Genomic DNA, 12,732 nt, shown 5'->3' on the forward strand with positions numbered 1-12,732 from the left:
GTGCCGCCATCCACACCGTCCACAGCGCCTACTGCTGTTGCTGTTGTCTCTCCAAGGAGAGAGAAAGAAGCTCGTCGGTGTGGGGACAGGCCGCCCCCGTCGGCGGGACAGCGGTGACGTCGACCGGCCGTCCGGCCGGACCGGTGCGTGACGGCACCCTCCCGAGGCCGTACGGTGACAACTCCCCGACCGGGCCCGCCGACGACGAGGTCGCCGAGCGCGCCGGGGACCACCGCCGGTGACCGGGTTCCGCCCGGACCGGACCATGCCTGCTCCGGGTCCTCCGGTGTGCCGCCGCGCGGCCGCCGCGTGACCCGTCCGACCAGGGCGCAGCGCGCCCGCTGACCGCGGAGGATCGATGAAGCTGCGGGTGGCCCGCGAGGATCTGGCGGACGCGGTGGCCTGGGTCGCCAAGTCGCTGCCCAGCCGCCCTCCGGTGCCCGTCCTCGGCGGCATCCTGCTCGAGGTCGAGGGCGACACCCTGGTCGTCGCCGGCTTCGATTACGAGGTCTCGACCCGGGCCGAGGTGTCGGTGGACGCCGAGCGCGGCGGACGCGTCCTGGTGTCCGGCCGGCTGCTGGCCGAGATCACCCGCGCGCTCCCGGCCCGGCCCGTGGACATCGCCACCGACGGCGCCCGGGTCAGCATCACCGGCGGCTCTGCGCGGTTCACGCTGCCGACCATGCCGGTGGAGGACTACCCCGCGCTGCCGCAGATGCCGGAGAGCGCCGGCACGGTCCCGGCCGGTGTCTTCGCCGAGGCGGTCGCGCAGACCGCCGTCTCGGCCGGCCGCGACGACACGCTGCCGATGCTCACCGGCATCCGGGTCGAGATCGAGGGCGAGAAGCTGACCCTGGCGGCGACCGACCGCTTCCGGCTGGCCGTCCGCGAGCTGGCCTGGACGCCGGAGCGGACCGGCCTGTCCACGGCGGTGCTGGTCCCGGCGCGGACCCTGGCGGACACCGCCCGCTCGCTGGGCAGCGCCGGCACCGTCACCGTCGGCCTCGGCGAGGGCCTGCTCGGCCTGGAGTTCGCCGGGCGGCGGACCACCGTCCGGCTGCTGGACGTCGAGTTCGTCAAGTACCGGTCGCTGCTGCCGACCACCCACACCACCACCGTGGACGTCCCGGTCGGCGAGCTCACCGAGGCCATCCGTCGCGTCGCCCTGGTCACCGACCGCGGCCACCACCTGCGGATGCACGTCACCGACGGGGTGCTGACCCTGACGGCCGGCGGCGACGACGAGGGCCGTGCCGAGGAGGAGCTGCCGGTCACCGCGGACGGCGCCGAGCTGCTCATCGCTTTCAACCCGAGCTACCTGCTCGACGGGCTGGGCGTGCTGCGGACCGACCGGGTGCGGCTGGCGTTCACCACCCCGTCGCGTCCGGCGCTGCTGCTGCCGGTGGACCCGGAGGCCGGGCCGGCCGAGGGCGGCCCGGACGCCGACGACGGCACCGAGCCGACGGCCGCCGCCGGTCGCAAGCGCGGGAGCGGCGGCGGCGGCGGCGGCAAGGACGGGAAGGATTCCGCCGCGCGCTCGGCCCTGGACGACTACCGCTACCTGGTCATGCCGGCCCGCCTGCCGGGCTGACGGACCCGCGCCGGGTTCCCGGCCACCGCAGACATGTACCTCAGACACCTGTCCGTCGCCGACTTCCGGTCCTGGCCGCACGCCGAGGTCCCGCTGCAGGCCGGCGTCAACGTGCTGGTCGGGCGGAACGGCGCCGGCAAGACCAACCTGGTCGAGGCCCTGGGCTACCTGGCGACCCTGTCCAGCCACCGGGTGGCCGGCGACGCCCCGCTGGTGCGTCGCGGGTCCGGCCAGGCCGTGGTGCGCGGCGCCGTCGTCTCCCAGGGCCGCGAGCTCCTGCTCGAGGTGGAGATCAACGCCGGCCGGGCCAACCGGGCCCGGATCAACCGGTCGCCGCTGCCCCGGGTGCGTGATCTGACCGGGGTGCTGCGCACCGTGGTGTTCGCACCGGAGGACCTGTCCCTGGTCCGCGGCGACCCGTCCGACCGGCGGCGGTTCCTGGACGAGGTGCTGGTGCTCCGTACCCCCCGGCTGGCCGGGGTGCGCAGCGACTACGAGCGGATCCTCAAGCAGCGCAGCGCGCTGCTGAAATCCGCCGGCGCAGCCCGCCGCGGCGGCGACCTGTCCACCCTGGACGTCTGGGACCAGCACCTGGCCGCTGCCGGGTCGGTGCTCACCGCCGCGCGGATCGAACTGGTCGACGGGCTCCGCCCGCACTCGGTCGCGGCGTACGCCGATCTGGCCCCGGCGTCCGCGCCGGTCGACCTGGCGTACCGCAGCTCGCTCGGCGCCGTGCTGCCCGCCGCCGAGCCGGCCGCGATCGAGCAGGCCATGCTGGACGAGATGACCCGGCTGCGTCCCCAGGAACTCGACCGCGGTGTGTGCCTGGTCGGCCCGCACCGGGACGACCTCGACCTGCTGCTGGGTGGCGGTCCGGCCAAGGGCTACGCCTCGCACGGCGAGTCGTGGTCGTTCGCCCTGGCGCTCCGGCTCGGGGCGTTCGGATTGCTGCGGTCGGACGGGGTGGACCCGGTGCTGGTGCTCGACGACGTCTTCGCGGAGCTGGACAGCTCCCGCCGCGACCGGCTGGCGGCCCGGGTGGCCGACGCGGACCAGGTCGTCATCACCGCCGCGGTGACCGACGACGTGCCCGAGCCGCTGCACGGTTCGGTGCTGCAGGTCGCCGACGGCGCGGTCGTCCCGGTCGGGGCGACGGCGTGAGCGACGGTCTGGACGACCGCCCGGATGCGTCGCCGGCGGGCCCGCCGCGGTCCCCCGGCGCGGACCTGGCCCGCGAGGCGCTCGCGGCGGCCCGGGCGCGCAGCGCCGAGCGGCGGGCCGCGGCCCGGCGCGGCACCGCCGCGGGTGACGGGGGCGAGGGTGCCGGACGGGGCGGCGACCCCCGCAACCCCAAGGGCCGGCGCGCCGGCGGGTCGGCCGCGCTGCGGCGTCGCCGCTGGTCGGGGGCCGGTCCGGACGGCCGCGACCCGGCGCCGCTGGGTGCCGTGCTGCGCCGCTGGGTCAGCCAGCACGGCAGCGCGGACGAGCTCTCCCGGGCTACGGTGTTCGGCCGCTGGACGGAGATCGTCGGCGAGGACCTGGCTCAGCACTGCCGCCCGGTCTCGCTGGTGGACGGCGACCTGGTGCTGCAGGCGGAGTCCACGGCGTGGGCGACGCAGCTGCGGATGCTGGCGCCGCAGATCGTCCAGCGGATCAACACCGAGCTGGGCACCCGGGCGGTCCGCCGGGTCCGGGCGCAGGGTCCGTCCGGTCCGTCCTGGCGCTTCGGCAACCGGCACGTCCCCGGTCGGGGTCCCAGGGACACGTACGGCTGACCGGGGTCGCCGGTCGGACCCGGGACCCGTCTTCGGTCCGAGCCGTGGCGCCACGGCCGTCACAGGTACCGCAGTGACGTCCTGTTCTCGGCTTGCAGCGGTAGACTGGAATACGGTCGGGCCGTAGAGGTCCCTGACGCGCCCGCTGCCGGGACAGGCAGCACGCCAGGGTGATGGTCGGGGGGTGCGGATCCGACACCCGAGCGCTTGGAGTCCCACCGTCGCGTCCGACGGCGGGAACGGACCTGCCGCGCCCTGGGACGCACGACGGACAGGACCCGTGGGTGGCAGCGAACAAGAAGGGCGGCGGCGAGTACGGCGCGTCGTCGATCACCGTGCTCGAGGGACTGGAGGCGGTCCGCAAGCGTCCCGGCATGTACATCGGCTCGACCGGTGAGCGCGGCCTGCACCACCTGGTGCAGGAGGTCGTCGACAACTCCGTCGACGAGGCGATGGCCGGCTACGCCGACACGGTGACGGTGGTGCTACGCGACGACGGCGGCGTCTCGGTGGTCGACAACGGTCGCGGGATCCCGGTGGACATGCACCCCAAGGAGAAGCGCCCGACCGTCGAGGTGGTCCTGACGATCCTGCACGCGGGCGGCAAGTTCGACTCCGATTCGTATGCCGTCTCCGGCGGTCTGCACGGCGTCGGTGTCTCCGTGGTCAACGCGCTCTCCACCCGGCTCGAGGTCGAGATCGAGCGCGACGGCGGCCACTGGCACCAGGTCTACACCAACTCCAAGCCCGGCCCGCTGGAGCGGCTGGGCACCAGCAAGCGCACCGGCACCGTCGTGACCTTCTGGCCGGACGCGTCGATCTTCGAGACCGTCGAGTTCAACGTCGAGACCATCAGCCGGCGACTGCAGGAGATGGCCTTCCTGAACAAAGGCCTGACCATCCACCTGCGGGACGAGCGCCGCAGGGCGGTCCAGGGCCCGGACGCCGAGGACGGGGTCGCGGCGCCGACGGCCGAGGACGCCGCGCAGGAAGGGGACGCCCCGGCGATCGACAAGCCTTTCGTGCCGATGGAGCGCACCTTCCACTACCCCGGCGGCCTGATGGACTACGTGCGGCATCTGAACCGCACGAAGGACCCGATCCACCCGACGGTGATCGGCTTCGAGTCCAAGGGCGAGACGATGGAGGTGGAGGTCGCCATGCAGTGGAACTCCTCCTACTCCGAGTCGGTGCACACCTTCGCCAACACCATCAACACGCACGAGGGCGGCACCCACGAGGAGGGCTTCCGGTCGGCGCTGACCACCACGGTCAACCGGTACGCGACCGAGAAGAAGCTGCTCAAGGACAAGGACCCCAAGCTCGACGGCAGCGACATCCGCGAGGGCCTGGCGGCGATCATCTCGATCCGGCTCCGGGAACCGCAGTTCGAGGGCCAGACCAAGACCAAGCTCGGCAACACCGAGGCCAAGTCGTTCGTGCAGCGGGCCTGCAACGAGTGGCTCGCGGACTGGTTCGAGCGCAACCCGTCCGAGGCCAGGACCATCATCAGCAAGGCCGTGCAGTCGGCGCAGGCGCGGGACGCCGCGCGGCGCGCGCGGGAGCTGGTGCGGCGCAAGGGTGCACTGGAGATCGGCGGCCTGCCCGGCAAGCTCAAGGACTGCCGCTCCACCGATCCCAGCAAGTCCGAGCTGTACATCGTGGAGGGCGACTCGGCCGGCGGCAGCGCCGGTGCGGGCCGGGACTCGATGACGCAGGCGATCCTGCCGATCCGCGGCAAGATCATCAACGTCGAGAAGGCCCGGATCGACCGGGTGCTCAAGAACACCGAGGTGCAGTCGCTGATCACGGCGCTGGGCACGGGCATCCACGACGAGTTCGATCTCGCCAAGTGCCGGTACCACAAGCTGATCCTGATGGCGGATGCCGACGTCGACGGCCAGCACATCCGCACGCTGCTGCTGACGCTGCTGTTCCGCTTCATGCGACCGCTGATCGAGGCCGGCTACGTCTACCTGGCCTGCCCCCCGCTCTACAAGCTCAAGTGGACCAAGGGCGGCCACGAGTTCGCCTACTCCGACCGGGAGCGCGACGGCCTGATCAAGATCGGCAACGAGGCGGGACGCCGGCTGCCCAAGGAGGACGGCATCCAGCGCTACAAGGGCCTGGGCGAGATGGACGCCAAGGAGCTGTGGGAGACCACGATGGACCCGGCGCACCGGTTGCTGCTGCAGGTGACCCTGGACGACGCCGCCACCGCCGACGAGCTGTTCAGCGTGCTCATGGGCGAGGACGTCGAGGCGCGCCGTTCCTTCATCGCGCGGAACGCACGGGACGTCCGGTTCCTCGACTTCTAGGCCGTATCGGTCACCGAGCGTTGTTTACTCACACAGATCATCCACATGTGGATAGATCCGTCACCCAGCTGCCGCACGCCGAGCACACGAGAGGTCACTTGAAGTGACGGGACCCACCGGACCCACCGACCAGCACGACCGCACCGAGCCGGTCGACATCCAGCAGGAGATGCAGCGGTCGTTCATCGACTATGCGATGAGCGTCATCGTCTCGCGGGCGCTGCCGGACGTGCGGGACGGTCTCAAGCCGGTCCACCGGCGGGTGCTGTACGGCATGTACGACTCCGGCTACCGCCCGGACCGGGGCCGGGTGAAGTCGTCCCGGGTTGTCGGCGACGTCATGGGCAACTACCACCCGCACGGCGACGGCCCGATCTACGACACCGTCGTCCGGCTCGCGCAGCCGTGGTCGTTGCGGTACCCGCTGGTCGACGGGCAGGGCAACTTCGGCTCGCCGGGCAACGACCCGGCCGCCGCCATGCGGTACACCGAGTGCCGGATGTCGCCGCTGGCAATGACCATGCTCGCCGGGATCGACGAGAACACCGTCGACATGATCCCGAACTACGACGGCAAGACGACCGAGCCGGTGGTGCTGCCGTCGCGGATCCCGAACCTGTTGGTCAACGGGTCCTCCGGGATCGCGGTCGGCATGGCCACGAACATCCCGCCGCACAACCTGCGCGAGGCGGCGTCCGCGGTCATCTGGTCGCTGGAGCACCCGGAGGCCAGCGCGGAGGAGCTCCTCGAGGCGTCGATGGAGCGGATCAAGGGGCCGGACTTCCCCACCCGCGGGCTGATCGTCGGCGGGGACGGCATCGCCGACGCCTACCGGACCGGGCGGGGCACGATCCGCATGCGGGCCGTCGTGGAGATCGAGGAGGACAGCCGCGGGCGGACCACCCTGGTCGCCACCGAGCTTCCGTACCAGGTGAACCCGGACAACCTGGTCGAGTCCATCGCGCAGTTGCACCGTGACGGCCGGATCGCCGGCATCGCGGACATCGCGGACGAGTCCTCGGACCGGGTCGGCATGCGGATCGTCATCACCCTCAAGCGCGACGCCGTCGCCAAGGTGGTGCTGGCGAACCTGTTCAAGCACACCGCGCTGCAGACCACGTTCGGCGCCAACATGCTCGCCATCGTGGACGGGGTGCCGCGCACCCTGCGGCTGGACCAGATGGTCAGCCTGTACGTCGCGCACCAGATCGAGGTCATCGTCCGCCGGACGCAGTTCCGGCTCGACGAGGCGGAGCGGCGCGCGCACATCCTGCGCGGCCTGGTCAAGGCGCTGGACGCGCTCGACGAGGTGATCGCGCTGATCCGCGCCTCGGAGACGGTCGAGGTGGCGCGGACCGGCCTGATCGGGCTGCTGGACATCGACGAGATCCAGGCCAACGCCATCCTCGAGATGCAGCTGCGCCGGCTGGCCGCCCTGGAGCGGCAGAAGATCGTCGACGAGCTGGCCTCGATCGAGCGGGTGATCGCCGACCTGCGGGACATCCTGGCCACCCCGTCCCGGCAGCGCGCCATCGTCCGCGACGAGCTCTCCGAGATCGTCGACCGCTACGGCGACGACCGGCGCACCCGGCTCGTCCCCTACGACGGCGACGTGTCGATGGAGGACCTGATCGCCGACGAGAACGTCGTCGTGACGATCACCCGGACCGGCTACGCCAAGCGCACCAAGACCGACCTGTACCGGCAGCAGAAGCGCGGTGGCAAGGGCGTGCAGGGCGCGGCGCTGAAGCAGGACGACATCGTCGCCCACTTCTTCGTGTGCTCCACGCACGACTGGATCCTGTTCTTCACCAACAAGGGCCGCGTCTACCGGGCCAAGGCGTACGAGCTGCCGGAGGCCAACCGCAACGCCCGCGGCCAGCACGTGGCCAACCTCCTGGCGTTCCAGCCGGACGAGCGGATCGCCCAGGTCATCCAGATCCGCAACTACCAGGCGGCCCCGTACCTGGTGCTGGCCACCAAGAGTGGCCTGGTGAAGAAGAGCGAGCTGTCGGCGTTCGACTCGAACCGCTCGGGCGGCATCGTCGCCATCAACCTGCGGGACGAGGACGAGCTGGTCGGCGCGGTGCTGTGCTCCGCGGACGACGACCTCCTGCTGATCTCGGCCGAGGGCCAGTCCATCCGGTTCCACGCGACCGACGAGGCGCTGCGGCCCATGGGCCGGGCCACTTCCGGCGTGCTGGGCATGCGGTTCAACTCCGGTGACGAGCTGCTGTCCCTGGACGTCGCCCGGGAGGGCATGTTCGTGCTGGTGGCGACCCAGCGGGGTTACGCCAAGCGGACCGCCATGGACGAGTACCCGGTGCAGGGTCGCGGCGGCAAAGGCGTGCTGACGATCCAGTACGACCGCCGCCGCGGGAAGCTGGTCGGGGCGCTGATCGTCGACCTGGACGCCGAGGTGTACGCGATCACCTCCGGTGGCGGCGTGATCCGCACGTCGGCCAAGGAGGTCCGCAAGGCCAAGCGGCAGACGATGGGCGTCCGCTTGATGAACCTGGCCGAATCGGAGAGTCTGGTCGCGATCGCGCGCAACGCCGACGCGGGTGACGACGTCCCTGCTCCTGATCCGTCCGTGCAGGCGACGGGATCCACGGGTAACGGTGGTCCGGCAGGATCCGAGGGCGGCACCGGCGGCGCGCGCAGCACGGAACCGACCGACCAGCCCGACGGGGCCGACGGGAGTACCGAGTGACGACACCACGAGCCACCTCGGCGGCGCAGCGCTCGCCGTCGACCGTGGCGGCGCCCACCCCGACCGGGCACGCCGGCATCAACGGCTCGGCCGTGGGCCGGCCGGCGGCGGTGCCGGCCGGCGGGCGGGCGGATCGCGCCGACGCCGCCCGGCGGCGCGGCCGGGGCCAGCGGCGACCACCGCGGTTGGCGTCGCTGCAGCTCAAGCGGGTCGACCCGTGGACGGTGCTGAAGATCAGCCTGATCGTCGCGATCGTCATGTTCTTCGTGTGGATGATCGCGGTGGGCGTGCTGTACCTGTCGCTGGGGTCGCTCGACGTCTGGAGCAAGATCAACCAGACCTGGCAGACACTGACCAGCGCGGACTCCTCAGGGAACCCGTCGGACCTGGTCACCCCGCAGGCCGTGTTCAGCGTCACGGCGGTGATCGGCGCCATCAACATCGTGCTGTTCACCGCGCTGGCCACGATCGCCGCGTTCGTCTACAACGCGGCGGCCGGCATGTCCGGCGGCGTGGAGATCACCCTGGGCGAACGGGACTGACCCGGCCGGCCGCTGCGGCGGTCAGTGCTGGGGTCTGTCGAAGTGCGGCAGCAATCCCGTAACGGTGACCTCGTCGGCAATGTCGGCGAGCTTGCGGTTCAGGCGCTGGCTCGCCTCGCGCAGCAAGTCGAAGGCGTGCTCCTCGGTGTACAGCTCGCGGGCCATCAGGATGCCCAACGCCGTTCCGATCTGCCGGTTGCTCTGTAGCGCGCGCTCCAGGTGGACGACGCGGCCCTGGAGCTCGTCCACCCGCAGTGCCATTGCCGTGCAGGCGGCGAACAGCGAGCCGGTGGCTACCGAGCGGTCATCGAAGACGCCGGTCCGCGTGGCGTAGAAGTTGAGGGCCGCACCCTCCCGCGGCTTGTTCTGGCGGATCCGGAAGCTGAGCATCGACCGCACCGGCGTCTCCCGGACGGCGCGCTGCTGAACCGCGGCCACGACAGGTCCGCGGCCAGGTCCTCGGTCAGCACCCAGTCGCTCGCGTCGATCGCCTGCAGGCACGGGCCCTCGCCGAAGCGGTACTGCAGGGCATCCACCCGCTGCGGGAGGGTGCTTGTGCTGGCCACGGTGCGGGGTCCGCGCCGCAGGTCGACGAGCGTCACCGCAGCGTCCTCGGCGCCCAGAACACTATGGACGCCCAGGTGCGCCAGCTGCTGCAGGGAGCCGCCGCTGACCGCCGAGCCGGGCGCGTCCGGGTCGTCGGACAGGTGGTTCACCAGCAGGGCCAGTGCGTCGGCGATGTCGCGGTCACCGTCGATGGTGTCCGACACGGGGATCCTCCCGTCGAGGCGGTCGACCGGGTGTGCGGTGGCCCGCGTGCCGGGTCCGGGACTGCGCGACGGTCCCGGACAGGTACCGCCGCCCACGGGACGGTCGGCGGCCGGGGGTCGTCGCCCAGGAGGACCGCGCGGCTGCTGCCGCACGCACGCACGCGTGCATACACCCGGGCTCTTTGTCGAACCCGGTCTGATCCTGTCACAAGGAACGGCCCGGACGTCGAGCGCGCCCGCGTGCGCAGCCGCGCGTCCGACGTCGCGGAGCAGGCTCTGCACGATGACCGGTGGCGGGGCGCGGTGGCGCGGCCGACCGGCCCGGCCCAGCTGACCCTCCTGACCCTTCCGACCCGGGAGGCGAGGCGGCCGGGGGGACCGGCGCCCGGGTCCTCTCACCGAAGGTCGCTGCCGTTCGGCGTTCGCCGTCGGCGAGAACGCTGGGTCAAGCGTCGGGTTCAGTTGACACTTGGCGTCGTGGGCACCGCACGGCCGGACTACCCGCTCGACGACCTCTTGGTCCTGCACGGCGAGGACCAGGTCCGGGCCATGGGCAACCTCGCCCGGTACCGGATGCTCGGCGTCCTGGCCGACCGTGCGGCGACGCTGAGCGGGCTGGCCGAGGCGCTCGGCATCCGCAAGGGCAGCGCCGACCACCACCTCCGGGTGCTGGCCGCCGCCGGGCTCGTCCGTCCCGTGCGCACCCGCACCGTCCGCGGTGGCACCGAGCGGTACTGGGGCCGGACGGCACGGTCCTTCGAGGTCGCGCCGGACAATCCCGCCTACCACGACCGGGCACTGCTGCTCCGCACCGTCGCGCAGGAGCTGGAGGCCGCGGCCGGCGCGGCGGACCCCTCCCTGACGGTGGCGCGGTTCCGGCTGCGACCCGAGGACTACCGGCTGCTGGGCGAACGGCTGGCCGACCTGGTGGCGGAGTTCCAGGGTCGCACCGACCCGGCCGGGGATCCGGTGACGATCAGCGTCGCGCTGTTCCGGACGGCCAGACGCGGCGGCACCGACGTCCCGGACGACAGCGCGGAGGACACCGAGCACGGCATCGCGGACGACATCACGGACGGCATCCCGGACGGCATCCCGGACGGCAACGTGGGTGGCGCGGGGTGAGCGAGCCGAGCACCGGCCTCCCCGGATTCCGGGCGTTCCCGGTGCTGTGGACGGCATCCACGGTCGGTGCGCTGGGCGACGGCGTGCGGCTGGTGGCCTTCCCGCTGCTGGCGGTGTCCTCGACGGACGATCCCGTCCTCGTCGGCACCGTGGCTGCCGCCGGGTCGTTGCCGTGGCTGACCACCGGCCTGGTCGCCGGTGCGCTGGTCGACCGCTGGGACCGGCTCCGCACCATGGCGGTGGTGTCGCTGGCCAGGGCGCTGGTCGCCGCGGCGCTGGCCGCGCTGCTGGTGGCGGGTGCGACGTCGGTGTGGGTGCTGGCCGGTGCGGCGTTCCTGCTCGGCATCGGGCAGACCTTCGTCGACAGCGCCGCCCAGTCGGTGCTGCCGCGGGTCGTCGGCGCGGACGGCCTGGACCGGGCGAACGGCCGGCTGTCCGCGGGGCAGACGGTGGCCGGGCAGTTCGCCGGCCAGGGCCTCGGCGGCGCGCTGTTCGTGCTGGGACCGGCCGTGCCGGTCGTCGTGGACGCTGCGGCGTTCCTGGTCGCCGCCGTGCTGGTCGGTCGGTTGCGGCGCGCCGTCCGCCGGCCCGGTGCGTCGCCTGGGGCTGGTGCGGACGGCCGGCGGCACGTCCTGGCCGACGTGGCCGAGGGCGTCCGCTGGCTGGTCGGCCGCCCGGTGCTGCGGACCCTGCTGGGGTTGCTGGCCGCGCTCGGCGCGGCTTCGGGGGCGTACTGGGCGGTGATCGCGCTGTACGTGACCTCGGTGCTCGGCGTGCCGGCCGGCTGGTACGGCGTGGTGCTGGCCCTCGGCGCGGGCGGTTCGCTGGTCGGTGCGCTGTGCGCGCCGCTCGTCCGCCGCCGGTTGGGCACCGTGGGTGCGGTCACGCTGGCCGCCGTGGTGGTCACGGTGGTGGCGACCGGCCTCGGCCTGACCCGTGACGTGGCGGTGGCCGTGGCGCTGCTGACTCTCAACGGCATCGGGGTGCTGACCTGGAACGTGGTCACGCTGTCCCTGCGGCAACGCCGCACGCCGGAGGAGCTGCAGGGACGGGTGAGCGCCGCGTTCCGGGTGACCGGCCTGGGTGCCATGACGCTGGGGTCGCTCGCCGGTGGAGCGCTGGCCGGTGCGGCCGGGGTGCCGGCGGTGTTCCTGGCCAGCGCGGCGCTGGTGGCCGTCGTGTCCGCGGTCGCGATCCCGGCGGTGCGGCGCGGCGGCGCGGACGGGGACCAGGCGGCACCGGCGGATCCGGCCGGCGGTGACGTGCCAGGGTGGGCCCATGACGGCTGACGATCCCGGCGCGAAGGACCACCTGCACACGTACCTGCAGCGGGCCCGGGAGGCGCTGCTCTGGAAGCTGGACGGGTTGTCCGAGTACGACGTCCGGCGGCCGATGACCCCCACCGCCACCAACCTGCTCGGTGTCGTCAAGCACGTGGCGAGCGTGGAGGCCGGCTACCTCGGCGACGTCTTCGGCCGCCCGTTCCCGGACCCGCTGCCGTGGTTCGCCGACGACGCGGAGCCGAACGCCGACATGTGGGCCACCGCGGACCAGTCGCGCGAGGAGCTGGTCGGCCTGTACCGGCGGGTGTGGGAGCACTCCGACGCCACCGTGCGGGAGCTCGACCTCGGCGCCACCGGCGAGGTGCCGTGGTGGCCGCCGGAGCGCCGCACCGTGACGCTGCACCGGATACTGGTGCACATGATCGCCGAGACCGAGCGGCACGCCGGCCACGCCGACATCGTCCGGGAGTTCATCGACGGGGCCACCGGCGTCCGCCCGGACAACAGCAACCTGCCCGAGGGCGACGAGCAGTGGTGGGCGGACTACCGCGCGCAGGTCGAGGACGCCGCCCGCCAGGCGGGCGGCCGGTAGGACGCCGTGGCGCGCGCGCCGAA

The 12,732-nt window shown here is 72.8% G+C and carries 10 protein-coding genes; 9 read left to right on the plus strand and 1 reads right to left on the minus strand.

Annotation, left to right across the window (positions count from 1 at the left end; genetic code table 11):
- The first annotated feature begins 358 nt into the window (after nucleotides 1–358).
- The 6 genes from dnaN to IEY37_RS22015 all read left to right on the plus strand — a co-directional run bounded on the left by dnaN (nucleotide 359) and on the right by IEY37_RS22015 (nucleotide 8,939).
- Nucleotides 359–1,591: a DNA polymerase III subunit beta gene (dnaN, locus tag IEY37_RS08125; RefSeq protein ID WP_188941049.1), complete on the plus strand. Its 1,233-nt coding sequence runs from the start codon at nucleotides 359–361 to the stop codon at nucleotides 1,589–1,591.
- Nucleotides 1,592–1,624: 33 nt separating this feature from the next.
- Complete coding sequence (gene recF, locus IEY37_RS08130; RefSeq protein WP_188941050.1) at nucleotides 1,625–2,752, plus strand: DNA replication/repair protein RecF; 1,128 nt, start codon at nucleotides 1,625–1,627, stop codon at nucleotides 2,750–2,752.
- The gene (locus IEY37_RS08135) at nucleotides 2,749–3,366 is read left to right on the plus strand and encodes a DciA family protein (RefSeq protein ID WP_188941051.1); all 618 of its coding nucleotides are present in this window, start codon (nucleotides 2,749–2,751) and stop codon (nucleotides 3,364–3,366) included. The genes recF and IEY37_RS08135 overlap by 4 nt, the downstream gene beginning before the upstream one ends.
- Nucleotides 3,367–3,650: 284 nt before the next feature.
- Nucleotides 3,651–5,684 carry a DNA topoisomerase (ATP-hydrolyzing) subunit B gene (gyrB, locus tag IEY37_RS08140; protein ID WP_229674174.1) on the plus strand — a complete coding sequence of 678 codons (2,034 nt, stop codon included), beginning with the start codon at nucleotides 3,651–3,653 and terminating at the stop codon, nucleotides 5,682–5,684.
- A gap of 169 nt (nucleotides 5,685–5,853) precedes the next feature.
- Complete coding sequence (gyrA, locus tag IEY37_RS08145; RefSeq protein ID WP_373298299.1) at nucleotides 5,854–8,397, plus strand: DNA gyrase subunit A; 2,544 nt, start codon at nucleotides 5,854–5,856, stop codon at nucleotides 8,395–8,397.
- On the plus strand, nucleotides 8,394–8,939 hold the full coding sequence (locus tag IEY37_RS22015) for a DUF3566 domain-containing protein (RefSeq protein ID WP_229674175.1): 546 nt from the start codon (nucleotides 8,394–8,396) through the stop codon (nucleotides 8,937–8,939). Before gyrA ends, IEY37_RS22015 begins: the two co-directional genes overlap by 4 nt.
- Nucleotides 8,940–8,960: 21 nt before the next feature.
- Here the strand turns inward: IEY37_RS22015 and IEY37_RS08155 are convergent, their stop codons facing one another.
- On the minus strand, nucleotides 8,961–9,377 hold the full coding sequence (locus IEY37_RS08155; protein ID WP_188941053.1) for an ANTAR domain-containing protein: 417 nt from the start codon (nucleotides 9,375–9,377) through the stop codon (nucleotides 8,961–8,963).
- 809 nt (nucleotides 9,378–10,186) lie between these two features.
- Between IEY37_RS08155 and IEY37_RS08160 the strand changes: the two genes are divergently transcribed.
- Genes IEY37_RS08160 through IEY37_RS08170 form a run of 3 tightly spaced genes read left to right on the plus strand, consistent with a single transcriptional unit; the run spans nucleotide 10,187 to nucleotide 12,709 of the window.
- Nucleotides 10,187–10,834, plus strand: coding sequence for an ArsR/SmtB family transcription factor (locus IEY37_RS08160; protein WP_188941054.1), 648 nt, complete (start codon nucleotides 10,187–10,189; stop codon nucleotides 10,832–10,834).
- Nucleotides 10,831–12,123 carry an MFS transporter gene (locus IEY37_RS08165; RefSeq protein WP_188941055.1) on the plus strand — a complete coding sequence of 431 codons (1,293 nt, stop codon included), beginning with the start codon at nucleotides 10,831–10,833 and terminating at the stop codon, nucleotides 12,121–12,123. The genes IEY37_RS08160 and IEY37_RS08165 overlap by 4 nt, the downstream gene beginning before the upstream one ends.
- Nucleotides 12,113–12,709 (plus strand): DinB family protein, encoded by a 597-nt coding sequence (locus IEY37_RS08170; protein ID WP_188941056.1) that lies wholly within the window; start codon nucleotides 12,113–12,115, stop codon nucleotides 12,707–12,709. The genes IEY37_RS08165 and IEY37_RS08170 overlap by 11 nt, the downstream gene beginning before the upstream one ends.
- The last annotated feature ends 23 nt before the right edge of the window (nucleotides 12,710–12,732 follow it).

Origin of the sequence: Nakamurella endophytica, from assembly GCF_014646215.1 — a bacterium.
Lineage (GTDB): Bacteria > Actinomycetota > Actinomycetes > Mycobacteriales > Nakamurellaceae > Nakamurella > Nakamurella endophytica.